General features: G+C 69.0%; 21 protein-coding genes. 11 read left to right on the top strand and 10 right to left on the bottom strand.

Annotated elements, in window-relative coordinates; translation table 11 throughout:
- Positions 1–40 precede the first annotated feature (40 nt).
- The gene (locus tag SB786_RS12775; protein ID WP_410727769.1) at positions 41–874 is read left to right on the top strand and encodes a GIY-YIG nuclease family protein; all 834 of its coding nucleotides are present in this window, start codon (positions 41–43) and stop codon (positions 872–874) included.
- Between the two features lie 55 nt (positions 875–929).
- Here the strand turns inward: SB786_RS12775 and ppa are convergent, their stop codons facing one another.
- Positions 930–1,457, bottom strand: a complete 528-nt coding sequence (gene ppa, locus SB786_RS12770) for an inorganic diphosphatase (RefSeq protein WP_006753432.1) — start codon at positions 1,455–1,457, stop codon at positions 930–932.
- Positions 1,458–1,665: 208 nt separating this feature from the next.
- Here ppa and SB786_RS12765 point away from each other — a divergent pair, with 208 nt between their 5' ends.
- The 3 genes from SB786_RS12765 to SB786_RS12755 all read left to right on the top strand — a co-directional run bounded on the left by SB786_RS12765 (position 1,666) and on the right by SB786_RS12755 (position 5,389).
- On the top strand, positions 1,666–3,105 hold the full coding sequence (locus SB786_RS12765) for an aldehyde dehydrogenase family protein (RefSeq protein WP_410727768.1): 1,440 nt from the start codon (positions 1,666–1,668) through the stop codon (positions 3,103–3,105).
- A gap of 74 nt (positions 3,106–3,179) precedes the next feature.
- On the top strand, positions 3,180–3,938 hold the full coding sequence (locus SB786_RS12760) for an SDR family oxidoreductase (RefSeq protein WP_126228310.1): 759 nt from the start codon (positions 3,180–3,182) through the stop codon (positions 3,936–3,938).
- Between the two features lie 146 nt (positions 3,939–4,084).
- A complete protein-coding gene (locus SB786_RS12755) occupies positions 4,085–5,389 on the top strand; it encodes an MFS transporter (protein ID WP_410727767.1) in 1,305 nt (434 codons plus the stop codon).
- A gap of 276 nt (positions 5,390–5,665) precedes the next feature.
- Here the strand turns inward: SB786_RS12755 and SB786_RS12750 are convergent, their stop codons facing one another.
- The 3 genes from SB786_RS12750 to hemC are packed head-to-tail and all read right to left on the bottom strand — an operon-like array spanning position 5,666 to position 9,809.
- Positions 5,666–6,853 (bottom strand): heme biosynthesis protein HemY, encoded by a 1,188-nt coding sequence (locus SB786_RS12750; RefSeq protein WP_410727766.1) that lies wholly within the window; start codon positions 6,851–6,853, stop codon positions 5,666–5,668.
- Between the two features lie 2 nt (positions 6,854–6,855).
- A complete protein-coding gene (gene hemDX / locus SB786_RS12745) occupies positions 6,856–8,823 on the bottom strand; it encodes a fused uroporphyrinogen-III synthase HemD/membrane protein HemX (RefSeq protein WP_410727765.1) in 1,968 nt (655 codons plus the stop codon).
- A complete protein-coding gene (gene hemC, locus SB786_RS12740; RefSeq protein WP_410727764.1) occupies positions 8,823–9,809 on the bottom strand; it encodes a hydroxymethylbilane synthase in 987 nt (328 codons plus the stop codon). The genes hemDX and hemC overlap by 1 nt, the downstream gene beginning before the upstream one ends.
- 217 nt (positions 9,810–10,026) lie before the next feature.
- Between hemC and ppc the strand changes: the two genes are divergently transcribed.
- Positions 10,027–13,023 carry a phosphoenolpyruvate carboxylase gene (gene ppc, locus SB786_RS12735; RefSeq protein ID WP_410727763.1) on the top strand — a complete coding sequence of 999 codons (2,997 nt, stop codon included), beginning with the start codon at positions 10,027–10,029 and terminating at the stop codon, positions 13,021–13,023.
- 151 nt (positions 13,024–13,174) lie between these two features.
- On the opposite strand, the gene SB786_RS12730 is transcribed toward ppc, so the two are convergent.
- The gene (locus SB786_RS12730; protein ID WP_410727761.1) at positions 13,175–13,927 is read right to left on the bottom strand and encodes a class I SAM-dependent methyltransferase; all 753 of its coding nucleotides are present in this window, start codon (positions 13,925–13,927) and stop codon (positions 13,175–13,177) included.
- 182 nt (positions 13,928–14,109) lie between these two features.
- Here SB786_RS12730 and SB786_RS12725 point away from each other — a divergent pair, with 182 nt between their 5' ends.
- On the top strand, positions 14,110–14,919 hold the full coding sequence (locus SB786_RS12725; RefSeq protein WP_059680463.1) for a helix-turn-helix transcriptional regulator: 810 nt from the start codon (positions 14,110–14,112) through the stop codon (positions 14,917–14,919).
- Between the two features lie 6 nt (positions 14,920–14,925).
- Here SB786_RS12725 and SB786_RS12720 read toward each other — a convergent pair whose 3' ends face one another.
- On the bottom strand, positions 14,926–15,921 hold the full coding sequence (locus SB786_RS12720) for a spore coat protein U domain-containing protein (RefSeq protein WP_410727760.1): 996 nt from the start codon (positions 15,919–15,921) through the stop codon (positions 14,926–14,928).
- Positions 15,922–16,219: 298 nt separating this feature from the next.
- Here SB786_RS12720 and SB786_RS12715 point away from each other — a divergent pair, with 298 nt between their 5' ends.
- The 5 genes from SB786_RS12715 to SB786_RS12695 all read left to right on the top strand — a co-directional run bounded on the left by SB786_RS12715 (position 16,220) and on the right by SB786_RS12695 (position 22,189).
- Entirely contained in the window at positions 16,220–16,756 is a 537-nt protein-coding gene (locus tag SB786_RS12715) for a spore coat U domain-containing protein (RefSeq protein WP_410727758.1), read from the top strand.
- Between the two features lie 6 nt (positions 16,757–16,762).
- Complete coding sequence (locus SB786_RS12710; RefSeq protein ID WP_410727757.1) at positions 16,763–17,476, top strand: molecular chaperone; 714 nt, start codon at positions 16,763–16,765, stop codon at positions 17,474–17,476.
- Positions 17,477–17,501: 25 nt separating this feature from the next.
- Positions 17,502–19,892, top strand: a complete 2,391-nt coding sequence (locus SB786_RS12705) for a fimbria/pilus outer membrane usher protein (protein ID WP_410727756.1) — start codon at positions 17,502–17,504, stop codon at positions 19,890–19,892.
- 109 nt (positions 19,893–20,001) lie between these two features.
- Positions 20,002–21,411, top strand: coding sequence for an argininosuccinate lyase (gene argH / locus SB786_RS12700; RefSeq protein WP_006762488.1), 1,410 nt, complete (start codon positions 20,002–20,004; stop codon positions 21,409–21,411).
- Positions 21,412–21,505: 94 nt separating this feature from the next.
- A complete protein-coding gene (locus SB786_RS12695; RefSeq protein WP_410727755.1) occupies positions 21,506–22,189 on the top strand; it encodes an HAD family hydrolase in 684 nt (227 codons plus the stop codon).
- A gap of 89 nt (positions 22,190–22,278) precedes the next feature.
- Here the strand turns inward: SB786_RS12695 and SB786_RS12690 are convergent, their stop codons facing one another.
- The 4 genes from SB786_RS12690 to sodC form a co-directional block, all read right to left on the bottom strand.
- Positions 22,279–23,109: a lysozyme inhibitor LprI family protein gene (locus tag SB786_RS12690; RefSeq protein ID WP_410727754.1), complete on the bottom strand. Its 831-nt coding sequence runs from the start codon at positions 23,107–23,109 to the stop codon at positions 22,279–22,281.
- Positions 23,109–25,388: an arginine/lysine/ornithine decarboxylase gene (locus tag SB786_RS12685; protein WP_006762462.1), complete on the bottom strand. Its 2,280-nt coding sequence runs from the start codon at positions 25,386–25,388 to the stop codon at positions 23,109–23,111. The genes SB786_RS12690 and SB786_RS12685 overlap by 1 nt, the downstream gene beginning before the upstream one ends.
- Positions 25,389–25,469: 81 nt before the next feature.
- On the bottom strand, positions 25,470–26,039 hold the full coding sequence (gene dcd, locus SB786_RS12680; protein WP_059782675.1) for a dCTP deaminase: 570 nt from the start codon (positions 26,037–26,039) through the stop codon (positions 25,470–25,472).
- A 195-nt stretch (positions 26,040–26,234) separates the two neighbouring features.
- The gene (sodC, locus tag SB786_RS12675) at positions 26,235–26,771 is read right to left on the bottom strand and encodes a superoxide dismutase [Cu-Zn] (RefSeq protein ID WP_105787525.1); all 537 of its coding nucleotides are present in this window, start codon (positions 26,769–26,771) and stop codon (positions 26,235–26,237) included.
- Positions 26,772–26,806: the final 35 nt, after the last annotated feature.

The following is a 26,806-nucleotide window of genomic DNA, read 5'->3' as shown; positions in this document are numbered from 1 at the left end:
TTTCTGAGACACTGGCGGCTTCGCATCCCGCCGCCCTGCCATGTCCTGGTTTCTGTATCTGATCGAATGCGCGGACGACAGCGTCTACACGGGCATCACGACCGATGTCGCCGCGCGCTTCGACGAACACGCGTCCGGCAAGGGCGCGCGCTATACACGCTCGCGCAAGCCGCGCGCGGTGCTCGCGGCGTTTCCTCTGCCCGACCGGTCCAGCGCGTCGCGCGCCGAATACTGGGTGAAGCGGCTCACGCCCGCGAAAAAGCGCGAGTTGGCGGCCGGCTTGCGCACGCTCGAATCAGTGTTGCCGGCGGTGATTGCGCTCGACGAGCGCAACGATGCGGCCAAGGCGGCTAATACCGAACCGGTTGCCGGGAAAACGGCGAAGGCGGGGAACGTCGCCGGGCCTGCAGCGGCCGCGAAGACGGTGAATACAGTGGAAACGGCGAAGCCTGCGAAAGGCAAACAAGCGTCGAAGTCGACGCAATCGAACCAGGCCGCACCGGACGCGAAACGGGCAAAAGCCGACGGCGACGCCGCCGCAAAAAAGACGTCGTTGCGTGGTACGCCGGTAAAGAAGGCCGGCCCGCCTCCAGCAGCGTCGCCAAAAAGGAAGGCATCGACCGCCGTCGGCAAACCGGCAGCGAACGCACGCGAAGACGCCGATTCCGTACCGACGCGGCGCCGCCCATCGACCACGCGATCCGCCGGAGCGACCGAAGCGACCGAAGCGACCAAGGCGGCCACGTCACCCGCCGCCGCGCCCCGCGCGAAGCGCATGAAGCAGGCACCGGCCACCCCACGCCCGCAGGCGTCCGCGTCCGCGCCCGCCCGCCGGAAAACCGTGCGCACAAAACAAAACCGCGCGGCCTCCTGAGGAGACACGCGCGGTTTGCGTTCCGAACGAACCGGCGCGAAGCCGGCCAACGGGCTTACTTCTTGTAGTTCGCGGCGCCGTCGGTGATTTCCTTGTGCGCGGCGTCGATGCCGGCCCAGCCTTCGACCTTCACCCACTTGCCCTTCTCGAGCGCCTTGTACTGCTCGAAGAAGTGCTTGATCTGATCCTTCAGGTACTCGGGCACGTCGTCGATCGACTTCAGGTTCGCCGTCATCGGGCAGACCTTGTCGTGCGGCACGGCGACCAGCTTCGCGTCGACGCCCGACTCGTCGGTCATCTGCAGCATGCCGAGCACGCGCGAACGCACGATCGAGCCGGCCAGCAGCGGGAACGGCGTGATCACCAGCACGTCGACCGGATCGCCGTCGCCCGACAGCGTCTGCGGAATGTAGCCGTAGTTCACCGGGTAGCGCATGCCGGTACCGATGAAGCGGTCGACGACGAGGAGACCCAGTTCCTTGTCCGCCTCGTACTTCACCGGATCGCTCTGCGCGGGGATCTCGATGATCACGTTGAAATCGTGCGGCAGGTCCTTGCCGGCCGGAACATGATTAAAGCTCATAGCGCTCTCTGTTGGTCGATGGAATTCGGGACAGGGGCGCCGCGGGCGCTGCACCGCCGCGGGCGTCCCCGCAGGGAATGCGCCATTATAGCCAATCGACCGGTGGCGTCCGGATGACGATCGGCGCGATAATCGTTCCGGATGTCCGGCCACCGAACCGCGGGCGACGTCATCCGTCGCCGCGAAGCATGGGACCCGAGGAGCAGGCATGGAAGAAGCGAAGCACTTCATCGCGGGCGAATGGACGTTGCCCGCGCAGCTGGAGACAATCCCGGTCGTCGATCCCTCCGACGGCCAGCCGTTCGCGACGATCGCGCGCGGCACCGCACCCGACATCGAGCGCGCGGTCGCCGCAGCCCGCGAAGCGTTCGTGGGCCCGTGGGGCGCGGCGAGCGCCGCCGAGCGCGGCCGCGTGCTGATGCGGCTGTCGGCGCGCATCGCCGACCATCTCGAGGAACTCGCGACGATCGAGGCGCGCGACACCGGCAAGCCGCTGAAGCAGGCGCGTGCCGATGCCGCCGCGCTCGTGCGCTATTTCGAGTTCTACGCGGGCGCCGCCGACAAGCTGCACGGCGAGACCCTCCCCTATCAGGCCGGCTACACGGTGCTGACGGTGCGCGAGCCGCACGGCGTCACCGGCCACATCGTGCCGTGGAACTACCCGATGCAGATCTTCGGGCGCAGCGTCGGCGCGGCGCTCGCGGCCGGCAACGCGTGCGTCGTGAAGCCGGCCGAGGATGCGTGCCTGTCGGTGCTGCGCGTCGCCGAGCTGGCCGCCGAAGCCGGGCTGCCAGCCGGTGCGCTCAACATCGTCACCGGCTATGGCCATGAAGCGGGCGCCGCGCTCGCGCGCCACCCCGGCATCGACCACATCTCGTTTACGGGCTCGCCCGCGACCGGCAAGCTGGTCACGCAGATGGCCGCCGAGAACCACGTGCCCGTCACGCTCGAGCTCGGCGGCAAGTCGCCGCAGATCGTGTTCGCCGATGCCGATCTCGAAGCGGCGCTGCCCGTGCTCGTGTCGGCGATCGTGCAGAACGGCGGGCAGACCTGCTCGGCCGGCAGCCGCGTGCTGATCGAGCACGCGGTCTACGAGCCGCTCGTCGATCGGCTCGCCACCGCATTCAACGGGCTGCGGGTCGGCCCGAGCCGCGCGGATCTCGACTGCGGCCCGCTGATCAACGCGAAGCAGCAGCAGCGCGTGTGGGATTTCCTGTCCGACGCGCAGCACGACGGCATTCCGATGGCAGGGCACGGCCAGGTCGTCGCCGACGCGCCCGAAAGCGGCTTCTACCAGGCCCCCGCGCTGCTGCGCGACGTGCCGGCGTCGCACCGGCTCGCGCAGGAGGAAGTGTTCGGCCCGGTGCTCGCCGCGATGCGTTTCGTCGACGAGGAGGAAGCGGTCGCACTCGCGAACGGCACGCCGTACGGCCTCGTCGCCGGCATCTGGACCCGCGACGGCGCGCGCCAGCTGCGTGTCGCGCGGCGCCTGCGCGCCGGTCAGGTGTTCATCAACAACTACGGTGCGGGCGGCGGCGTCGAACTGCCGTTCGGCGGCGTCGGCCACTCGGGTCATGGCCGCGAGAAAGGCTTCGAGGCGCTGTATGGCTTCACCGCACTGAAGACGATCGCGATCCGGCACGGCTGACCAGTTGAACCCGGCCGGCAACGACCGGCCGCGCACCGACACACCACGCACGCATCCAACAGAGGAGACACACCATGCGGTTGAGCGGCAAGACGGCCATCGTCACCGGCGGCGGCTCGGGCTTCGGCGAGGGCATCGCGAAGACCTATGCGCGTGAAGGCGCGAACGTCGTCGTCAACGACCTGAACGGCGCAGCGGCGGAGCGGGTCGCGAGCGAGATCGCGCTGGCGGGCGGCAAGGCGATCGCGGTCGCGGGCGACGTGTCGAGGGACGCCGACTGGCGCGCGCTGCTGCAGGCCGCGCTCGACGATTTCCACTCAGTGCAGATCGTCGTGAACAACGCCGGCACCACGCACCGCAACAAGCCGGTGCTCGACGTGACGGAAGCCGAGTTCGATCGCGTGTACGCCGTCAACATGAAGAGCCTGTTCTGGAGCGTCCAGACCCTGGTTCCGTATTTCCGCGCGCAGGGTGGCGGCGTGTTCGTGAACGTCGCGTCGACGGCCGGCGTGCGGCCCCGCCCGGGCCTCGTCTGGTACAACAGCACGAAGGGCGCGATGATCACCGCGAGCAAGTCGCTCGCGGCCGAGCTCGGCGCCGACCGGATCCGCGTGAACTGCATCAACCCGGTGCTCGGCGAGACGGGCCTGATGACCGAGTTCATGGGCTGCGAGGACACGCCGGAGAATCGCCGCCGGTTCCTCGCGACGATTCCGCTCGGCCGCTTCTCGACGCCGCAGGACATCGCGAACGCGGCCCTGTACCTCGCATCCGACGAAGCCGAGTTCATCACCGGCGTCTGTCTCGAAGTCGACGGCGGGCGCTGCATCTAGCCGCACGACCGCGATTGCGGCGCGCCGGCATCTCGGGCCGCCTCCACGCACGGTGCATCGACGCATCGGCATTGCTTCGCAAGACACCGGATCGGGTGCCGACGCGCCGGCTCCGGGCATATGACAAAACAAGGACAGGAGACAACATGGCTACATCGATGCAGTCGCTGCCGGGCTCGTCCGGCGCATTCGAGGAAGCAACCTATCGCAAGGTGTCGTGGCGGCTCACGCCGCTGCTGCTGCTGTGCTACGTGGTCGCGTATCTCGATCGCGTGAACGTCGGCTTCGCGAAGCTGCAGATGGCGAGCGACCTGAATCTCAGCGACACGGTCTACGGGCTTGGCGCCGGGATCTTCTTCTTCGGCTACTTCCTGTTCGAAGTCCCGAGCAACATCATCCTGCACAAGGTGGGCGCGCGCGTCTGGATCGCGCGCATCATGGCGACGTGGGGCGTGATCTCGATCCTGACGATGTTCGTCACGACGCCCGCGATGTTCTACGTGATGCGCTTCCTGCTCGGCGTCGCCGAAGCCGGCTTCTTCCCCGGCGTGATCCTGTATCTCACCTACTGGTATCCCGCGCACCGGCGCGGCCGGATGACCACGTTCTTCATGACCGCCGTCGCACTGTCCGGCGTGATCGGCGGCCCGATCTCGGGCTTCATCCTGAAGGCGTTCAACGGCGTGAGCGGCTGGCACGGCTGGCAATGGCTGTTCCTGCTCGAAGGGATCCCGTCGGTGCTGGCCGGCGTGCTCGTGTTCTTCGCGCTCGACGACCGGATCTCCAAGGCCAAATGGCTCACCGACGACGAAAAGGCGCTGCTCGCGCGCAACGTCGACGCGGAGGAAGCGACCAAGGAAGACCTGCCGCTCGGCGCGGTGATGGCGAGCCCGCGCGTGTGGCTGATGGCGCTCATCTACTTCTCGTTCGTGATGGGGCTGTACGGCGTCGGCTTCTGGCTGCCGACGATCATCAAGGCGACCGGCGTGGTCGACACGTTCATGATCGGCCTGCTGTCGGCGATTCCGTATGCGGCGGCGGTGGTCGCGATGATCCTGATCGCGCACAGCGCGGACAAGCGGCGCGAACGACGCTGGCACCTTGCGATTCCGGCCGCGTTCGGCGCGCTCGGGCTCGTGTTGTCGGTGATCTGGGCGCATCAGACGGCGCTCGCGATGCTCGGCCTCACGCTCGCGACGATGGGCATCCTGACGACGCTGCCGCTGTTCTGGAGCCTGCCGACCGCGTTCCTCGGCGGCGCGGCGGCCGCGGCCGGCATCGCGATGATCAACTCGATCGGCAACCTCGCGGGTTTCCTGAGCCCGTACCTGATGGGCTGGCTCAAGCAGGCGACGGGCGCCAACGACGCGGGCATGTACATGCTCGCCGCGTTTCTCGTGCTCGGCGGGTTGCTCGCGCTGTCGGTGCCGAAACGGCTCGTCGACAAGTGATGCGCGGCGCGTAAAGCAGCGCCGGGCACACCGGACACACCTAACGAACAAGCACGCCGGTCGATGGCCGGCTCCGCGAAGCGCCCCGACGGCCGGCATTGCCCGGCCGCCGGGGCGTTTTCGATTTCCGGACAGACAAACCCCGGATTGGCCGGATGCTTCGCCGACCGGATGAAGACACCATGCGTCCCGACCGCCTCGCGCCGAATAGAAAATGCCCCGAAGGCCAACTGGCATTCGGGGCATATCCACGCGCGGCCGACGACCGCCGCCGCGTCAGACCACGGTGATCGCGAGCGCGCTTTCGCGGTAGTGCTTCGCCGCCTTGTCGGTTTCGCCGAGATGCTCGAACAGGCGTGCTAGCGCACGGTGCGCACGCACTTTCAGCGCCTCGTTGTCGGCCTGCTTCAGCGCGGCCTCGAGGAACGACTGCGCCTTGCCCCACAGCTGCTGCTGCTGGCAGAGACGGCCGAGCGCGAACAGCAGGTCGGCATCGTCCGGGTGATCCTTCTTCCACCCTTCGGCCTTCTGGATCAGCGGCAGCGCATCGCCGCCGGCCGTATCCGGATAGCGGCGCAGCAGCCGCGCATCCCAGTTGTGCGCGAGCGCTTCCTCGACGATACGGCGCGCTTCGGGGCGGCGCTCGAGCGGCACCAGCAGTTCGGCCGCAAGATCGGCGAGGCGCGGCGACTGACGCTCGAGCGGCGACAGCGACTGCCACACCTCGAGCAGCGCGTCCGGATCGTGCCGGCGTTCGCGCAGCAGGTTCTCCGCCGCCTGCTGGCGCAGCCGCACGGCCGCGGCCGGATGCAGCGCCTCGCGCTTCTCGAGCGCCTTCGCGAGCTTCAGCACCTCGGCCCAGTTCTTCAACTGCTGCTGCGCGCGCAGCGCGACCTGCTGCGCATGGATGCGCTTGCCGCCCGCCTGCAGATCGGCCAGCGCGGCGAGCGCGCCGTCGGCATCGCGTGCATCCGCGCGCATGTCGGCCGCGGCGAGGAGCCTCGCGTCCTGCCATTCGGGCGCGTCGACCTTCGACAGCCAGTCGTCGCGGCGCGTGTACTCGTGCATCCGGTGCGCAGCCGTGGCCCCGACGAGACTCGCGGCGCCCAGGTTCGCATCGACCGACAGCGCTTCACGCGCGGCCTTCTCCGCCCGCGAGAAACGGCCCGCGTACAGGTTCGCGATCGCATCGCGCAGCGACGCCTGCGCCTTCTCGTTGCGCGAACGCGCACGATACGCGGCGACCCGCTGCGGCATGCGCCAGATGTTGCGCACGATGCGCAGCAGCGCGTACACGACGATGAACAGCACGACGATGGCGATCACGAACAGGTTCAGCGACACGTCGATCCGGTAAGGCGGATAGACGAGCAGCACCTGCCCCGCGTCGAAACGGCCGACGGTGGCGAGCGCCGCGGCGATCCCGAACAGGATCGCGAGCCAGACGATTCCTCGAAGCGTCATCGTTACCCCCGGCTCTTGAACTGCTGAACGGCGTTCAGGCTAGTGTTCAGGTTCGGCACCGCGACCGTCAACGATGCGCCGTCGACCTGCCTGAGCAGATCCTGGACGGTTTGCGTGTCCTTCGATGCCTGGTCGAAATACTTGCCGAGCGACGCCTGGGCCGCATGCAGGTCGGCCTTCATCGCGCCGTCGTTGCGCGCGAGCAGCGACAGCCGCGCGGTGAGCAGGCGCAGCTTCACGTTCTCGCGCACGAAGTAGCCCTGGTCGGGCGACGCGAGCATCGCGTCCGCATTGTCGATCCGGCGCACCTGCACGAGGCCCTTCAATTGCTCGCCGAGGCCCGCCGAGAAGTCATGCCACCACACCTTCCAGCGCGGCGTGTCGGCCGCGACCGACGATGCGGCATCGGCCGGCGCGGCCTTCGGCGCCGCGTGCGGAACGATCGCCTCGCCCGACAGCGGCAGCGCGTCGATCTTCGCGATCGCGTCGTCGAGCTTGATCGCGAGGCCCGTGAGGTCGGCCGACGGTGCGGCCTTCAGCTTCTCGATGTCCTGCGCGAGCGCCTTGCGCACCGTGACGGCCTGCGCGCTCTGCGACGTCGCGAGGCGCGCGTCGGCATTCTGCAGCGCGATCAGCGCGAGCTGCGTGTTGCCGGTCAGTTGAAGCTGCTGGCTCGCGCTCGACAGCATCTGGTCGACTTCTTCCAGCATCCACGCGTCGCGGTTGCGCGACAGGTCCTGGTACTGCTGCTGCAGCGCCTGCTGCGCGCTCTGCGCGTCGGCGAGCTTGCCGTCGAGCTGCGCGAGCTGCGTATCGACCTGGTGCGTGCCCGCGAGCGCCTGCTCGGTCTTCATGCGCGTCTCGGCCGTTTGCGCGTCGAGCGCCTTCTGGCGCGCGACGAACGTGGCGTCGAGCCGGTCGACCTTGCGGTTCAGCGCGTAGGCGCCCACGCCCGCGGCGCAGCCGAGCACGACGACGACGAACCACAGCGCCGCGCTGCTGGCGCGGCGCGCAGGCGCTTGCGCGGGATAAGGGGGACTGGACGGCAGCGCGGATGCAGCGGCCGGCTGGGAAGCGACGCTTTTGGAATCGTTGGTATCTGTCATGCGTTTAGTCACCGGTGCGGCTGTCGCCGGTTGGACGGCCTCGTCGGCCATCGTTCGAAACGCGCGGACGATGCGCTCATCGCCCGCGCCGGTCAGCGTAATCCTATCAAAACCCAGTGCGCGGGCGGTCTGCTCGATGCGCGGGTGCGGCGTCACGAGCGGCGCATGCTTCAGCGCTTCGATCTCGGCGTCGTTCAGGTGCGTGCGCGCGAGTTCATGCAAATTGCGCACCCCTTCCGAGCTCGTGACGAGCCACGCGTGCGGCGCGCCGGCGAGCAGCGCATGCACGCGCTCCCACGCGCCGACGCGCGGCTCGGGCACGACGCGCCGGTACGCGGCGACCAGCGTGACGTCCGCGCCGGCTTCGCGCAGCCGCTCGGCGAGCCATTCGCGCCCGCCGTCGCCGCGCACGATCAGCACGCGCTTGGCCGCAAGCGCCTGCGCGCCGCCGAACGCGGCCTCGATGCTCGCGAACAGGTTTTCCGAATCGTAATGCGGCACGCCGCCGTCGGCGGGCGCCTGCGGCGCGATCACGCGATGCGCGGGCGCGGCGATCCCGTGGCGCTCGAGCGCCGCGACGCTGCCCGGGCCGACGACGCCGACCGGCAGCGCATTCGGCCAGATCGCGCCGTACTGCGCGAGCGCGCGGTCGATCGCGTTCGGCGACACGAAGATCACCAGCGCGTAACGGTCAAGCGCCGCGAACGCGGCGTCGAGCGGCGCCGGATCGTCCACCGGCGCGATGTCGATCAGCGGGAATTCAAGCACGTCGCAGCCGGCCTCGGCCAGCTGGGCCGAGAGTCCGGCCGACTGGCCGTCCGGACGCGTCAGGACGGCGGTGAACGCGCGCGCGCCGCCCGCCATCAGGCGTCGCCCTTGCCGGCCTGCGACGCGGCCAGCAGTGCGTTGACGATGTCGAGCGCGCCCTGCGCCTCGAGCTCGTCGGACACCGCGCGGCCGAGCGCGAGCGCATCGGCGACGGTCATGACGGCGCCGCACTCCTCGGCCGTCAGCACGCGCTGGCCGTCGGTCGTCGACACGCGGCCCGTCAGGTAAAGCTCGCCGGCGCGCCACACCGCGTGCGCGGCGAGCGGCACCTCGCAGCTGCCGCCGAGTGCGCGCGACACCATCCGCTCGGCCTCCACCGCGAGCGCGGTCTGCGGGTCGTGCAGCGGCGCGAGCCAGGCGGCGACGTCCGTGCGATGCGCGGCGATTTCGATGCCGAGCGCGCCCTGACCGGCGGCGGGCGGGCTGTCCTCGACGTCGATCAGTGTACGGATTCGCGCTTCGAGGCCGAGGCGCTTGAGGCCGGCGGCCGCGAGAATGATCGCCGCGTAGTCGCCGCGATCGAGCTTCGACAGGCGCGTGTCGAGGTTGCCGCGCAGCGGCAGCACGTCGAGATGCGGATAGCGCGCGCGCAGCATCGCCTCGCGGCGCAGGCTCGACGTGCCGACGACGGCGCCGGCCGGCAGCGCGTCGAGCGACGCGTAGTCGTTCGACACGAACGCATCGCGCGGATCCTCGCGCTCCATGATCGCGGTAAGCGCGAAGCCGTCGGGCAGCGCCATCGGCACGTCCTTCAGCGAATGCACGGCCAGGTCGGCGCGGCCGTCGGCGAGCGCATTCTCCAGCTCCTTCACGAACAGGCCCTTGCCGCCGACCTTCGACAGCGTACGATCGAGAATCTGGTCGCCGCGGGTCGTCATCCCGAGGATTTTCACGTCGCAAGCTGGATATAATTTGCGCAGCGCATCACGCACATGTTCGGCTTGCCACATCGCCAGGCGGCTCTCGCGCGAAGCAATCGTCAGCGTCGCGGGCACGTGTGCCGAAATAGTCTCGGAATTCATTGCTGGAACATCGAAGGACGGGATGGAAGATCGAACAATGGTAGCACGCACGCTTCGGCCCGCCCGGGCCCGGAGCCCATGCCCGCCGCGCTTCGGCGCGAGCGGCGACACCGACGCGCGGATGTGCCGCACGTAGCTGGTTGCTTGACCGCAGTTCCCGTAGTTTCCGCAGTCCCCGCAGTCCCTTTTGACTCGAGCTTTCCCAAGGAAACCCATCGTGAAGTCTTCCGGATCGGCGCGTACGACGCGCCGCAATGCTGCCCTGCCCCCCTCCGACGCCCAGACGGGCACTATCGCCACCGCCGCGAACGGCCGTGCGAAAACGGCAACGAAACCGAAAGACCCGATACCTCCGACAAAACGCGCGATCAAGACCGCGGGCCCGGCTGCCCGCACGGCGAAGCCCGGCGTGCGCACGCGCGAGGACAAGGACGGCCCGCTGTTCGAGGACATCCGCTTCCTCGGCCGCCTGCTCGGCGACGTGGTGCGCGAACAGGAAGGCGACACGGTGTTCGACGTCGTCGAGACGATCCGCCAGACCGCGGTGAAGTTCCGTCGCGAAGACGACAGCGAAGCCGCGCAGACCTTGGAAAAGAAGCTGCGCAAGCTGACGCCGGAGCAGACGGTGAGCGTCGTGCGCGCGTTCAGCTATTTCTCGCACCTCGCGAACATCGCGGAAGACCGTCACCACAACCGCCGCCGCCGCATCCATGCGCTGGCCGGCTCCGCGCCGCAGCCCGGCACCGTCGCGTACGCGCTCGAACAGCTGAAGACGACCGGCAACGCGTCGAAGCGCCTGCTGCAGCGCTTCTTCGACGATGCGCTGATCGTGCCGGTGCTGACCGCGCACCCGACCGAAGTGCAGCGCAAGAGCATCCTCGACGCGCAGCACGACATCGCGCGGCTGCTCGCCGAGCGCGACCAGCCGCTCACCGCGCGCGAACGCTCGTATAACGAATCGATGCTGCGCGCGCGCGTGACCGCGCTGTGGCAGACCCGCATGCTGCGCGACTCGCGCCTGACGGTCGGCGACGAGATCGAGAACGCGCTGTCGTACTACCGCGCGACGTTCCTCGACGAGCTGCCCGCGCTGTACGGCGACATCGAGGCCGCGCTCGCCGAGCACGGCCTGCCGGCGCGCGTGCCCGCGTTCTTCCAGATGGGCAGCTGGATCGGCGGCGATCGCGACGGCAACCCGAACGTCACCGGCCCGACGCTCGACGAAGCGATCAACCGCCAGTCCGCGGTGATCCTCGAACACTATCTGGAGCAGGTTCACAAGCTCGGCGCCGAGCTGTCGGTGTCGAACCTGCTGGTCGGCGCGAACGACGCGGTGAAGGCGCTCGCGGCCGCCTCGCCCGACCAGTCGCCGCACCGCGTCGACGAACCGTATCGCCGCGCGCTGATCGGCATCTACACGCGGCTCGCCGCCAGCGCGCGCGTGCGGCTCGGCGAAGGCACGGTGCCGGTGCGCAGCGCGGGCCGCGGCGCGCCGCCGGTGCGCGCGATTCCGTACGCGGATTCCGAAGCGTTCGTCGCCGACCTGAAGGTGCTGACCGCCTCGCTCGAAGAACACCACGGCGCGTCGCTCGCCGCGCCGCGCCTGGCGCCGCTGGTGCGCGCGGCCGAAGTGTTCGGCTTCCATCTCGCGAGCATCGACCTGCGCCAGAGCTCCGACATCCACGAAGCCGTGGTCGCCGAGCTGTTCGCGCGTGCCGGCGTCGAAGCCGACTACGCCGCGCTCGCCGAGCAAGACAAGCTGCGCGTGCTGCTGGCCGCGCTCGCCGATCCGCGCCCGCTGCGCTCGCCGTACCTCGAATACTCGGCGCTCGCGCAAAGCGAGCTCGGCGTGTTCGAGAAGGCCCGCGACGTGCGCGCGCAGTTCGGCGCACGCGCGGTGCGCAACTACATCATCTCGCATACGGAAACCGTCAGCGACCTCGTCGAGGTGCTGCTGCTGCAGAAGGAAACGGGCCTGCTCGAAGGCCCGCTCGGCAGCCATGCGAAGAACGGCCTGATGGTGATCCCGCTGTTCGAGACGATCCCCGACCTGCGCGACGCCGCGCGCATCATGCGCGAATACTTCGCGCTGCCGGGCATCGACGCGCTGATCGCGCACCAGGGCGCCGAGCAGGAGGTGATGCTCGGCTACTCGGACAGCAACAAGGACGGCGGCTTCCTGACGTCGAACTGGGAGCTGTATCGCGCCGAACTCGCGCTCGTCGACGTGTTCCGCGAACGCAAGATCACGCTGCGGCTGTTCCATGGCCGCGGCGGCACGGTCGGCCGCGGGGGTGGCCCGACCTACCAGGCGATCCTGTCGCAGCCGCCGGGTACCGTGAACGGCCAGATCCGCCTGACCGAACAGGGCGAGGTGATCGCGAGCAAGTTCGCGAACCCCGAAATCGGCCGGCGCAACCTCGAGACGGTGGTCGCCGCGACGCTCGAGGCGTCGCTGCTGCCGCAGTCGAACGCGCCCGCGCAACTGCCCGCGTTCGAAGCCGCGATGCAGACGCTGTCGGACGCCGCGATGGCGTCGTATCGCGCGCTCGTCTATGAAACGCCCGGCTTCACCGACTACTTCTTCTCGTCGACGCCGATCACCGAGATCGCGGAGCTGAACATCGGCAGCCGGCCGGCCTCGCGCAAGCTGCAGGACCCGAAGAACCGCAAGATCGAGGATCTGCGCGCGATTCCGTGGGGCTTCTCGTGGGGTCAGTGCCGGCTGCTGCTGACGGGCTGGTACGGCTTCGGCAGCGCGGTGAGCGCGTATCTCGACGGCGCGCAGGACGCGGCCGAACGCACGAAGCGCCTGACGCTGCTCAAGAAGATGAACAAGACCTGGCCGTTCTTCGCGAACCTGCTGTCGAACATGGACATGGTGCTCGCGAAGACCGATCTCGCGGTCGCGTCGCGCTATGCGCAGCTGGTCGCCGACCGCAAGCTGCGCAAGCACGTGTTCGAGCGGATCGTCGCGGAATGGGAGCGCACGTCGCAGGCGCTCGCGGAAATCACCGGGCAGGAAGGCCGCCTCGCGTCCAACCCGCTGCTCGCGCGCTCGATCAAGAACCGCTTCCCGTATCTCGATCCGCTGAACCACCTGCAGGTCGAGCTGATCAAGCGTCACCGCGCGGGCGACACGAACGCGCGGCTGCGCCGCGGGATTCACCTGACCATCAACGGGATCGCGGCCGGCCTGCGCAACACGGGCTGATCCGCGCGCGGCGCGGGTCCGCCTCGCGTCGTGCCGGCATCGCGATACGAAAGCCGCGATACGCGCGTCACGCGTATCGCGGCTTTTTTCATCGGATGGCGCGACGGTACGACGGCACGACCGTACGACGACGCGCCGCCGTGCCGCCGCTTCATCGCGCGTCGATCAGCAACGCGTCGTGCTCGAACGATCCGTCCGGCTGCACCGCGTAGTAGCCGCGCACCTCGTCGGGCGCATGCGCCCACAGCGCGCGGATGCCCGCGACGCTGTCGGCCGGCGTGCGGATCCGCTCGACCCACGTCTCGAAATCGATCGGCAGGCGCCAGCGGCGCTGCACGTGTGCATCGAAACCGGCGCCGCGGAACATCGCGAGCCATTCGTCGGCACGGTAGTCGCGCACGTGGGACGCGTCGCGCAGCACTTCCGCGGCCTGCAGATACGTGTCGAGCAGCGGATGGTCGTTGCCCGCGATGTCGATCATCAGCACGCGGCCGCCAGGCTTCAGCACACGGCGCATCTCGGCCAGCGCCGCGCGCACGTCGTGCCAGTGGTGCGCACTCATCCGGCTGACCACCCAGTCGAAGGTGCCCGCGTCGAACGGCAGCCGCTCGGCCGGGCCCTGCTGCGTGCGAATGTTCGCGAGCCCGCGCTCGCGCGCGGCGGCGTCGACGGTCGCGAGCATCGGCGCGGCGAGATCGTAGGCGACCACGTCGCGCACGTGCGGCGCGACCGCGAAGCTCGCGTGGCCCGCGCCGCAGCCGAGATCGAGCACCGCGCCGTCGGGCGTCGCGCGCACGGCATCCGCCAGTGCCTGCAGATCGGCGCCCGTCGCGTGGACCGTGCTCGTCAGGTAGGCGGCGGCCGTCGTGCCGAATGCGTCGGCGACCTGGTCGTGGTGTTTCATCGTTCGCTCCTTCGTTGGGTGGGGCGCGCGCTGGCTGCCAGCGCGCGAATCGCTACAATAGGGCCGCGCTTGTACCAGTACAAGTTAAGCGGTTATTCTGGTATTTGTTACACCTGCCTGATTTCCGGGCCGATCTTCGCCGCGCGTCCCGCGCCCCTTTTTGTCGTTTCAGCCGTTTCCGCATGAGCCAGCCGTCCTCCGCCCCCACCCCGCCGCTCGACGCCACGCCCGCCCGCGCGCTCGGCGAATTCATCCGCGCGCACCGCGAACGGCTGTCGCCGCAGGCCGTCGGCCTGCCGCCCGGCCCGCGCCGCCGCACGCCGGGGCTGCGGCGCGAGGAAGTCGCGCAGCTGTGCGGCGTCAGCCCGACCTGGTACACGTGGATCGAGCAGGGCCGCCCGGTGTCGGCGTCGGCCGACGCGCTCGCGCGGATCGCCGTCGCGCTGCAGTTGTCGAAGGCCGAACGCGCGTACCTGTTCGAGCTGGCCGCGCAGCGCGATCCGGCCGAGCCCGACGTCGCGGCCGGCGACCTGCCGCCGACGCTCGCGGCAACCGTCGCCGCGATCGCCACGCCTGCCTACGTGCTCGACCGGCAATGGAACGCCCTCGCGTGGAACGCGCCGGCCGCCGCGCTGTTCACGGGCTGGCTCGACGGCGAGCACGACCGCAACCTGCTGCGCTTCACGTTCATGGCGCCGGCCGCGCGCACGCTGATCGTCGACTGGGAAACCCGCGCGCGCCGGCTCGCGGCCGAATTCCGCGCCGACTCGATCCGCCACCTCGCCGACGCGCCGACCCGCGCGCTGATCGACGCGCTGATGGCCGGCAGCGACGCGTTCGCGCAGTACTGGGCGTCGCAGGACGTGTTCGAGCGCGAAGGCGGCCTGCGCGAGTTCGACCATCCGGCCGACGGCCGGCTCGTGTACCAGCAGATCACGCTGAAACCCGCGCACCGCGAAGACCTGAAGCTCGTCGTGCTGGTGCGCGATTGACGCGACTCAGAAGCTGATCGTCGCGGTAATGGTGTCGCTGTAGTTGCCGGGCGCCGGCGTCGGCTGTGCGGGGACGCGGCCATACACGGTGATCGCCTGCGCGAACCCGCTGCCGGTGCCGGTCGCCATCGACGTGCCGCCGGTGCCGTCGCCCCACGGCTGCGTGTGGCCGCTGTCCTGATAGAGCTGATAGCTGACCGAGCCGCCGCCCGTGCGCTGCATCGTGCGAGCGATGACACTGCCGCTGGCCCCGCCGTTCAACGCGATCTGGAATGCATCGCCGTTCGTGCACCGCGCACTGATCGAGCCGCTCGCGCTGAGCGCCGACGCCAGCACGCCCGCCGCCGGAAACGCAACGCCGGTCGCGCTGATGATGCAGTTGTTGATAACGGTGGCGGTAGCGGCAAAGCTCATCGTGCCGGCCGTCGACTGCGACGCGCACGGCGTCGGCAGCACCCCGAGCAGCGAAAAACTGAAGCTGTAGGCGGCCTGGTTGCCGCTGAAACTTTGCGTATAGACCGTGCTGGCATTGTTCACGGTCGGCACGGTCGGCTGGTTCGACGCGATGCGGCCATAGATGGTCACGTTGGTACTCGCGGTCGTGCCGAGCAGCGGTTTCGTCAACGAGACCGAGATCGGCGTCGTGCCGGCGCTCACCGCTCCCCAAGGCTGCGAATAGCCGGCGTCCTGATACAGGTCGTACTGCATCTGGTTCGTCCCGTTGGTCAGGTAGCGCGGGCTCGTGCCGCCGAGGTTCACGCAAACGAGCACGCCGGTGTTCAGACTCAATGCGTCCCACGTGCAACTGACCGTCATCGTGCTGTTCGTCGTATAAGCCTGCAGCGTGATCGGACTGACCGAACCGAAGCTCGGCACCGGCGGCGTCACGGAACACGTGTCCGCTCGGGCCGGCATCCACGGCATGCCGAGCAGCGCGGCCAGCAGCACGCACGATAGCGCGCGCATCCAGCGGCGCGCGATGTCGAATTCGTCATCCGCCATGCCTTTCCCCCGAAAATGCTCGTCCGCTCGACCGGGCTTCCGGCCCGGGCGGTGCCCCATCGTATCCGGCCGCGCATCAATCGTTCGCACTGTTACTTGATCCATGTCAAATCGGCCGCTGGCAAGCGGTCCGCAGCCCCGGACAATGCGTTCCGGGTCGGCGTTTTCTCGATTGCGCGCCCCTGAATCCGTGGAGTAGTCTTCCAACAACGACAGAGCGGTTACGGCGACCGGCAACAGACCACGCGGCGGGCACTCCGCGTCCGGACGACCCCTTGAACGGCAGGAGACAATCATAATGAACGATTCCCGACGTCGTGTTCTTTCGGCCATGCTTGCAGCCAGCGTCGCATTCGCGCCCGCGCTGCAGCCCGCTGCCATTGCGGCAGTCTATTCGAACGGCACCGCCACCGCCCAATTCACCGTCACGCTCACGATCCAGGCCAACTGTACGATCGCCGCGAACCCGCTCGCATTCGGCACGGCCGGTGTGCTCGCGTCGGCAGTCAACCAGCAGACCACGGTCTCCGTCACCTGCACGAACTCGACGCCCTACAACGTCGGACTCGACGGCGGCACGGTAAGCGGCTCGACGGTCGCCAGCCGGCTGATGGGCGGCACGACGACCGGCAATACCGGCACGACGGTCGGCTATCAGCTCTACCAGGACTCGGGCCACTCGACGATCTGGGGCAACACGCAGGGCACCGATACCGTCGGCGGCACCGGCACCGGTTCCGCGCAAGTGCTGAACGTGTACGGCCAGGTGCCCGCGCAAGCGACGCCGAAGCCCGACACCTACCAGGCCTCCGTCACCGCCACCGTGTACTTCTGACGCGCCATGGCATGGCTCCCGCGCGCATTGGCCGCGCTGTGCGTCGCGTCGGCGTGCGCGGCCGCATCCGCCGCCACGCTGCAGATCACGCCCGTGACGATCGAGCTGGCGCCGTCGGCGGCCGCCGCGAGCATGACGCTCAGCAATCCTGGCGGACAGCCGATCTACGGCCAGGTTCGCACCTATCGCTGGACGCAGCACAACGGCGACGACGTGATGACGCCGACCGACACGCTCGCCGCGTCGCCGCCGCTGCTGCAGATCGGCGCGAACGCCGAGCAGCTGATCCGGCTCGTGCGCACGGGCCGCGGCGCGCCGGCCGTCGAGGAAAGCTATCGCGTGCTGATCGATGAACTGCCCGCGCCCGGCACGCCGGTCGCGAACGGCGTCACGATCCGGCTGCGCTATTCCGTGCCCGTATTCGTCGAGCCCGATGGCGCACCGGCGTCGCCGAACCTTGACTGGCGCATCGAGCGTGACGGCGCCGGCACGCGGCTCGCGGTCGACAACCGCGGTGGCCGGCGCGCGCAGATTTCCGCGGTTCGGCTCATCGACGCGCGCGGCACCGTGCATGACGTCACGCGCGGCCTGCTCGGCTATGCGCTCGCGGGCAGCACGCGACGCTGGCCGCTCAAGCTGGATGCGGGCCTCGCGACATTCGTCAGGATCCAGGCGACCGTCAATGCGCAGCCGGTCGAAGCCCGGCTGACACCGCCCTGATCCGGCTCGGAAGGATCGCACGACGTTGCCCGTTCCGACGACGCGCACGGCCCTCCAGGCTGCCAGCCCCGCACGAGACGCGCGGCCCGCCGCCACGGCGCTTGCACTGGCGCTGGCACTGCATGCAGGCACCGGCTGCGCACAAACGGCGCCGATGCAGGTGGCAGCCGCGCCCACGCCTGTGCCCGCGCCGCTGCCCGCGCCCCCATCCAACGCACTGTTTCTCGACGTATCGATCAATGGCGAACCGACGCACCGGATCGCACGCTTCCAGCAAATCGGCGGACGACTGTACGCGGCCTCCGCCGACCTGAACGACCTGGGTATCGCGACGAACGACCGGACGCAGGAGCCGTCGAACGCACTCGTCGCGCTCGACACGCTCGCAGGGCTGCGCTACGACTACGATGCGGGCCGGCAGACGCTCGACCTGCGCGTGCCCGATGCGCTGCGCATCCCGCACACGTTCGATACGCGCGCACTCGCGGCCGCGCCGCCCGCCACGTCCGGCCGCGGCTTCGTGCTGAACTACGACGCCTACGCACAGACCATCGCCCATGCCCCGCTCGCGGTCTGGAGCGAGGCGCGCTATTTCGATCCGTACGGCGTATTCAGCAGCACCGGCGTCGCGTATCTGTACGACGACCGCCGGCGCTACGTGCGCTACGACACGTCGTGGAGTCATTCGAACCCCGGCGCGCTCACGACGACCCTGATCGGCGACACGATTTCGTCGTCGTTGTCATGGACCCGCTCGCTGCGCATCGGCGGCGTGCAGTGGCGCAGCAATTTCGGCCTGCGCCCCGATCTGGTCACGTTTCCGGTGCCCGCGCTGTCCGGCAGCGCGGTCGTGCCGACCTCGGTCGACCTGTACGTGAACAACGTGCGCCAGTTCAGCGGCAACGTGCCGAGCGGCCCGTTCGTGATCAACAGCGTGCCCGGCATCACCGGCGCGGGCAACGCAACCGTCGTCACGCGCGACGCGCTCGGCCGCTCGATCGCGACGTCCATTCCGCTGTACGTCGACACGCGCCTGCTCGCCGCCGGTCTCGCCAGCTATTCGGCGGAAGCCGGGTTCCTGCGCCGCGCCTACGGCACCGATTCGTTCGACTACGCGCGCACGCCGGCCGCGAGCGGCTCGCTGCGCTACGGCATCAGCGAACGGCTGACCGTCGAGGCGCACGCGGAAGCGACGGCCGGCGTCTACAACGCAGGCGCCGGCGCGCTCGCACGTCTCGGCGAACGCGGCGTGGCGAACGCGTCGCTGGCGCTCAGCGCGCCGGGCCGCGCGGGCGTGCAGGCCGGCATCGGCTACCAGTACGTGACGCCGCGCTTCTCGATCGATGCGCAGACGCTGCGCGCCTTCGGCGACTACAGCGACCTCGGCAGCCGCGAAGGCGTGCCGGTTTCGCGCGCCACCGACCGCGTCACGGTCTCATTCCCGTTCCTGCGCATGCAGACGCTGTCGTTCAGCTATCTCGGCCTCAGGTATCCGGGCGTCGCCGCCTCGCGCATCGGCTCGATCGCCTACCTGGTCAATCTCGGCGGGCTGACCTCGATCGCGGTCAGCGGCTTCCAGGACTTCCGGCAGCGCGACACGCGCGGCTTCTTCGTGAGCCTGAGCATCGGGCTCGGCGGCAACACGTCCGTCTCGGCGAACGCCGGACGGCAGAACGGCGACTCGACCTACACGCTGAGCGCGACACGGCCGCCCGACTATGGCGGCGGCGTCGGCTGGAACGTGCAGGCGGGCGCCAACGCCGGCATGCGCTACGCGCAGGGGCAGTTGCAGTATCTCGGCCGCGCGGGCGAGGTCACGCTGCTCGCGCAGTCGTTCGACGGGCACCGCAACGCGTCGGTCGACGTCACGGGTGCGATCGTGCTGATGGACGGCCAATTGATGACGGCACGCCGCGTCGACGACGGCTTCGCGCTCGTCTCGACCGACACCGGGCGCGTCCCCGTGCTGCACCAGAACCGGCCGATCGGCGAGACAAACCGGGCCGGCTACCTGCTCGTGCCCGACCTGAATGCGTACCAGAGCAATCGGGTCGCGATCGACGGCACCGCGCTGCCCGCCGACGCCCGGATCGCCGACACGACGCTCGATGTCGTGCCGCAGGCGCGCTCCGGCGTGCTCGCGCACTTCGCCGAGACACGCTACAGCGCCGCGTCGATCGCGCTGCACGCGCCGGACGGCACGCCGCTGCCGCCCGGGCTCGAGGTTCGCCACGTCGAAAGCGGTCAGCGCACGATCGTCGGCTACGACGGCCTGACCTTCGTCGACGGCCTCGTCGCGAACAACCACCTGGAAATCACCGGCGGCGGCAGCGATTGCGCGGTCGCGTTCGCGTACCGGCGCCCGGACGACGGCACGCTGCCGCGGATCGGCCCGCTGACCTGCGGCCCCCGGTGATCCGCGCCCGTTCGCGGCCGGCGCGCACCGGCCGTCAGCCCCGCGAATGTTAGAATCGCGGGATTCCCTCGGCGGCGCACGCCGCCCAACTCCCCTTCGAAGAATCGCCATGACGTCCCAACTGCACAAAAAGGGCGAGGCCTGGTCGGCCCGCTTCTCGGAACCGATGTCGGAGCTGGTCAAGCGCTACACGTCGTCGGTGTTTTTCGACAAGCGCCTCGCGCTCGTCGACATCGCCGGCTCGCTCGCGCACGCGAGCATGCTCGCGGCGCAGAAGATCATCAGCGCCGACGACCTCGCCGCGATCGAACGCGGGATGACGCAGATCAAGGGCGAGATCGAGCGCGGCGAATTCGAATGGCAGCTGGATCTCGAGGACGTCCACCTGAACATCGAGGCGCGCCTGACCGCGCTGATCGGCGACGCCGGCAAGCGCCTGCACACGGGCCGCTCGCGCAACGACCAGGTCGCGACCGACATCCGTCTGTGGCTGCGCGGCGAGATCGACCGCATCGGCGGCCTGCTGAACGACCTGCGCGGCGCGCTGATCGACCTCGCTGAGAAGAACGCGGACACGATCATGCCGGGCTTCACGCACCTGCAGGTCGCGCAGCCGGTCACGTTCGGCCATCACCTGCTCGCGTACGTCGAGATGTTCACGCGTGACGCGCAACGCATGCGCGACTGCCGCACCCGCGTGAACCGCCTGCCGCTCGGCGCGGCCGCGCTCGCGGGCACCAGCTACCCGATCGACCGTCACGCCGTCGCGAAGACGCTCGGCTTCGACGGCATCTGCGCGAACTCGCTCGACGCGGTGTCGGATCGCGACTTCGCGATCGAATTCACGGCGGCATCCGCGCTCGTGATGACGCACGTGTCGCGCTTCTCCGAGGAACTCGTGCTGTGGATGAGCCCGCGCGTCGGCTTCATCGATATCGCCGATCGCTTCTGCACCGGCAGCTCGATCATGCCGCAGAAGAAGAACCCGGACGTGCCCGAGCTCGCGCGCGGCAAGACGGGCCGCGTGAACGGCCACCTGATGGCGCTCCTCACGCTGATGAAGGGCCAACCGCTCGCGTACAACAAGGACAACCAGGAAGACAAGGAACCGCTGTTCGACACGGTCGACACCGTCGCCGACACGCTGCGGATCTTCGCCGAGATGGTCGCGGGCATCACCGTGAAGCCGGACGCGATGCGCGCGGCCGCGCTGCAGGGCTTCTCGACCGCCACCGACCTCGCCGACTACCTCGTGAAGCGCGGGCTGCCGTTCCGCGACGCGCACGAAGCCGTCGCGCACGCGGTGCGGATCTGCGACGACCGCGGGATCGACCTCGCCGACCTGACGCTCGACGAAATGAAGCAGGAACTGCCGAACGTCGCGCACCTGATCGGCGACGACGTGTTCGGCTATCTGACGCTCGAAGGTTCGGTCGCAAGCCGCAACCACGCGGGCGGCACCGCGCCCGACCAGGTGCGTGCGGCGGTCAAGGCTGCCCGCGCCGCGCTCGGCCAGTAAGCCTGTCGTCACGGACGGGCGCCTGCGGCGTCCGTCCTTCATTCGGGCGGCCGCCGCGCCGCCCATTGCCTGCCCCGCTTCCCGGATACCGCCGATGACCTTCTCCGCCGCGCTCTTCGACATGGACGGCCTGCTCGTCGATTCCGAGCGGACCATCATGAACACGTGGATCGACGTGTCGAGCGCACACGGCGTCACGCTGACCGAGATCGACTACCTGCAGATCGTCGGGCGCTCGTTCGCCGAAGGCCAGGTGATTCTCGCGCGGCTGATCGGCGACACCGGCACGTTCGACGCCGTGCGCATCCTCGTGCGCGAACAGCTCGCCGCGCCCGAACCCCATCCGAAGTTTCCGCTGAAAGCGGGCGCGCTCGCGCTGCTCGAGGCGCTCGCGCAGGCCGGCGTTCCGTGCGCGGTCGCGTCATCGTCCGCGCGCGACGTGATCCGTGCACGGCTGGACGCGGTCGGCGTGCTGCCGTTCTTCCGCGCGATCGCGGGCGGCGACGAAGTCGCGCGCGGCAAGCCCGACCCGGCCGTGTACCGGCTCGCGGCCGAGCGCCTCGGCGTGCCGGCGCACGCGTGCGTCGCATTCGAGGACAGCGACTTCGGCGCACTGTCGGCCGCCGGCGCCGGCGCATCGGTCGTCACCGTGCCCGACCTGAAGGCGCCGACGCCCGAGATCGTCGCGCTGAGCCTGCACGTGCTCGCATCGCTCGACGATGCGGTCGCGCTCGTGCCGTCGTGGTTCGGCCGCCTCGACACGCAGCAATCCGCGTAAGCGCCGCACGCGGCACGCCACATGCAAACGGGCACCCTCGGGTGCCCGTTTTGCGTTGCCGCGCCGGATGACCGGCATCGCGGCGATGCCTACTTGTTGCCAGCCGTCTCCGACAGCCGCTTCATCGTCGCGATGCGCGCGCCGATCAGGTCGACGCGCCCGTCCTCGCCGACGAGCGGCGCCGTCGCATCGCGGAACGCGACCCATGCGCGTTGCGCGCGCACGAGCGTCGCGGCCGAATGCGCGGGCATCTTGCGGCGCAGCTTCTGGTAATAGCGGTTCAAGTCGAACAGCGCATGCTCGCACGCGGCATCCTGCACGCACGGCCGCACCCGGCCGGTCGCCGGATCGCGCGGCGCGTTCGCAGGCTTCCCGCCGGCTGCCGCGGCGGCGCCCGGCGCCGCGCTCACACCGCCCTGCGCACCGCTCGTGGCGGCCACCGGCACGGCGGCAGGCGGCGGCGCATAGCGGTCGGCCGCCGCGCGCAGCGCGAGCGCACGATCGCGCACCGGCTGCAGTTGCATGTCGGCGCTCGACATCGCGTATGCCGTGCCGCGCGTCGTGTCGTACACGGCCTTCAGCAGCTGAATTTCATCCTTGCGCCACGTGACCCAGTGGCGCTGGCTGTCCTGCCAGCCGCGCTTCACGTCGGCCGGCGCATCGTCGGACAGGCGCTGGTACGCGCGGTCCATCACCGTCTGCCACTGCTGCTGCGCCTCGCCCATGCACTCGATCTGGCCGGCCGTCGACGACCGGTCGCGCCGCGCGAGACACTGCCGCATCGCGACGTCGATCGGGGCGGCCGCCGCCACTTCCGCCTGCGCGGCATTCAACCCCGCCGGCCCTGCCGACCACGCGGCCCAGACGACGAGCGCGGCCAGCGCCGCGCGCATCGTCCGGATTCGTCCCTGCGTCGCCATCAGTCGCGCACGCAGTCGACGAAGTACTCGACGCGACCGTTCAGTTCTTCCGCGACGAGGCCGTGGATGTCGGTATGGAAGCCCGGGAAGCGCTCGTTGAAGTCGCGCGCGAACCGCAGGTAGTTCACGATCGTCTTGTTGAAGCGCTCGCCCGGGATCAGCAGCGGAATGCCCGGCGGGTACGGCGTCAGCAGGATGCTCGTCACGCGGCCTTCGAGCTCGTCGAGCGGCACGCGGTCGATCTTGCGGTGCGCGAGCTTCGCGAACGCGTCCGACGGCTTCAGCGCCGGCTCCATGTCCGACAGGTACATCTCCGTCGTCAGGCGCGCGATGTCGTTCGCACGGTACACGTCGTGGATCTGCGTGCACAGGTCGCGCAGGCCGACGCGCTCGTAGCGCGGATGCTGCGCGACGAATTCCGGCAGCACGCGCCACAGCGGCTGGTTGTTGTCGTAGTCGTCCTTGAACTGCTGCAGCTCGGTCACCATCGAGTTCCAGCGGCCCTTCGTGATGCCGATCGTGAACATGATGAAGAACGAGTACAGGCCGGTCTTCTCGACGATGATCCCGTGCTCGGCCAGGTACTTCGTGACGATCGCGGCCGGAATGCCCGTCTCGCCGAATTCGCCGTCGACGTCGAGCCCCGGCGTGATGATCGTCGCCTTGATCGGGTCGAGCATGTTGAAGCCTTCCGCCAGCGGGCCGAAGCCGTGCCAGTGGTCGTTCGGCTTCAGCATCCAGTCCTCGCGCGAACCGATGCCTTCTTCCGACAGGTCGTCCGGGCCCCACACGCTGAAGAACCAGTCGTCGCCATATTCGGCATCGACCTTGCGCATCGCGCGGCGGAAGTCGATCGCCTCGGCGATCGATTCCTCGACGAGCGCGGTGCCGCCCGGCGGCTCCATCATCGCGGCCGCGACGTCGCACGACGCGATGATCGCGTACTGCGGGCTCGTCGACGTGTGCATCAGGTACGCCTCGTTGAAGCGGTGCTTGTCGAACGTGCGGTTCTCGGAATCCTGCACGACGATCTGCGACGCCTGCGAGATGCCCGCGAGCAGCTTGTGCGTCGAGTGCGTCGCGAACACGAGCGCGCCCGTGCGCGGACGGCCGTCGCCGATCGCGTGCATGTCGCGGTAGAAGTCGTGGAACGTCGCATGCGGCAGCCACGCTTCGTCGAAGTGCAGTGTGTCGAGCAGGTCGCCGAGCAGGTCCTTGATCATCTCGACGTTGTAGACGACGCCGTCGTACGTGCTCTGCGTGATCGTCAGGATGCGCGGCTTCAGGTCCGGGTTCTCGCGCAGCGCTTCGCGTGCGAACGGGTTCGCCTCGATCTTCTTGCGGATGTTCTCCGGCTTGAATTCGTCGCGCGGGATCGGCCCGATGATGCCGAAGTGGTTGCGCGTCGGCGTGAGGAACACCGGGATCGCCCCCGTCATCGTGATCGCGTGCAGGATCGACTTGTGGCAGTTGCGGTCGACCAGCACGATGTCGCCGGGCGCGACCGTCGCGTGCCAGACGATCTTGTTCGACGTCGACGTGCCGTTGGTCACGAAGAACAGGTGATCCGCGCTGAAGATGCGCGCCGCGTTGCGCTCGGACGCCGCGACCGGGCCCGTGTGGTCGAGCAGCTGGCCGAGTTCGTCGACCGCGTTGCAGACGTCCGCGCGCAGCATGTTCTCGCCGAAGAACTGGTGGAACATCTGGCCGAGCGGGTTCTTCAGGAACGCGACGCCGCCCGAGTGGCCCGGGCAGTGCCACGAGTACGAGCCTTCGTCCGCGTATTTGACCAGCTCCTTGAAGAACGGCGGCGCGAGCGAGTCGAGATAGACCTTCGCCTCGCGGATGATGTGGCGCGCGACGAACTCCGGCGTGTCCTCGAACATGTGGATGAAGCCGTGCAGTTCGCGCAGGATGTCGTTCGGCAGATGCCGCGACGTGCGCGTCTCGCCGTACAGGAAGATCGGGATGTCCGCGTTGCGGCGGCGCACTTCGGTCACGAACGCGCGCAGCTCGATGATCGCGGTGGCCAGCTCGGGCAACTCGCCGTCCGAGCCCGTTTCGCCGAGCATGAGTTCGTCGTCGTCGATCGACAGGATGAAGCACGACGCGCGGCTCGATTGCTGCGCGAACGACGTCAGATCGCCGTAGCTCGTGAGGCCGAGGACTTCGACGCCCTCCTTCTCGATCGCTTCGGCCAACGCCCGGATGCCGGAGCCCGAGATGTTCTCGGAGCGGAAATCTTCGTCGATGATGACGACGGGAAAACGAAACTTCATGGGCGATTCTCCAAAAAGAACGACCGCGGCGCGTCACGCGCAGCGGTCACCCGGAAACCGGTGAGACGATATGCAACCAGATCAGGTTTTCGGCAGCGTGACACCGCGCTGACCCTGATACTTGCCGCCGCGATCGGCGTACGACACGTCGCACACCTCGTCGCTTTCGAAGAACAGCACCTGCGCGACTCCTTCGTTCGCGTAGATCTTCGCGGGCAGCGGCGTGGTATTCGAGAATTCCAGCGTGACGTAGCCTTCCCACTCGGGTTCGAACGGCGTCACGTTGACGATGATCCCGCAGCGCGCGTACGTCGACTTGCCGAGGCAGACCGTCAGCACGGTGCGCGGGATGCGGAAATATTCGACGGTGCGGGCCAGCGCGAACGAATTCGGCGGGATGATGCACACGTCGCCCTTGAAATCGACAAACGAGCCCTCGTCGAAGTTCTTCGGATCGACGATCGTCGAATTGATGTTGGTGAAGATCTTGAATTCGTCCGCGCAGCGGATGTCGTAGCCGTAGCTCGACGTGCCGTAGCTGACGATCCGGCGGCCGTCCTCGGACGCGCGAACCTGACCGGGCACGAACGGCTCGATCATCTTGTGTTCTTCGGCCATGCGCCGAATCCACTTGTCGGACTTGATGCTCATGCGAGCCTCCGCCGGGCTGTCCCAGGAAGGCTGACCGCCCCGTCGGAGGGCAGCGAACAAGGTGAGCGTTGGGGTCGTTTCATATCGGGGCGCCTGGAAACGCTGCGTGACAGTCGGTGACGGCCGTACCCGCGAGGCGGCGGCCGGGAAAGGCGCACATTTTACGCGATCATCGGCTCGCGCACGCGGCGGCAGTCAACGGATCACGCCGCACGCGAGCGCGGCGCCCGCGCCATGCTGCGAAAAGATCGGATCGCTCGGGTCGCGGTGCACCAGCGCCGCGCGGTTCAGCGCGGAGCGCACGCCATCGAGGGCCAGATCGGGCGCGACAATGAAACCGGCCGCGACGCCGTTCGCGTCCGCATGGATATTGCCGAGATCGCCGGCGACCCGCGCGCCCGCGCGCAGCCGCTCGGCGGCCGGCGCGAACACCGGGCCGGCGCTCGAGCCGTCGCCCGCGTTGCAGTCGCCGCGCTCGTGCACCTGCAGCGCGTGGTCGCTGTTCGGCGGCAGGCCGACCAGGTTGTACGTGACCTGGACGCCGTCCGGGCGTTCGACGAACGTCACCGCGCCGCGTGCCTGCGAGCCGACCGTCGGCTGCAACTGCGCGTCGGCGCGCTTTTCGTGCGACGAGGAAAAGGAGGTACAGCCGGCCAAGAGGCCCAGCGCGGCGGCGGCCAGCAGCGCGCGCCGCGCGCGGCCGGCGCGCACGCCGTGATGTCGTTGGTTCATTCGATCCTCATGCCGGCTGGCGGCTGTTGATACGG

This window comes from Burkholderia sp. SIMBA_062, assembly GCF_046534765.1.
Lineage (GTDB): Bacteria > Pseudomonadota > Gammaproteobacteria > Burkholderiales > Burkholderiaceae > Burkholderia > Burkholderia ambifaria.
This window is presented reverse-complemented; position numbering and strand designations above follow the sequence as displayed.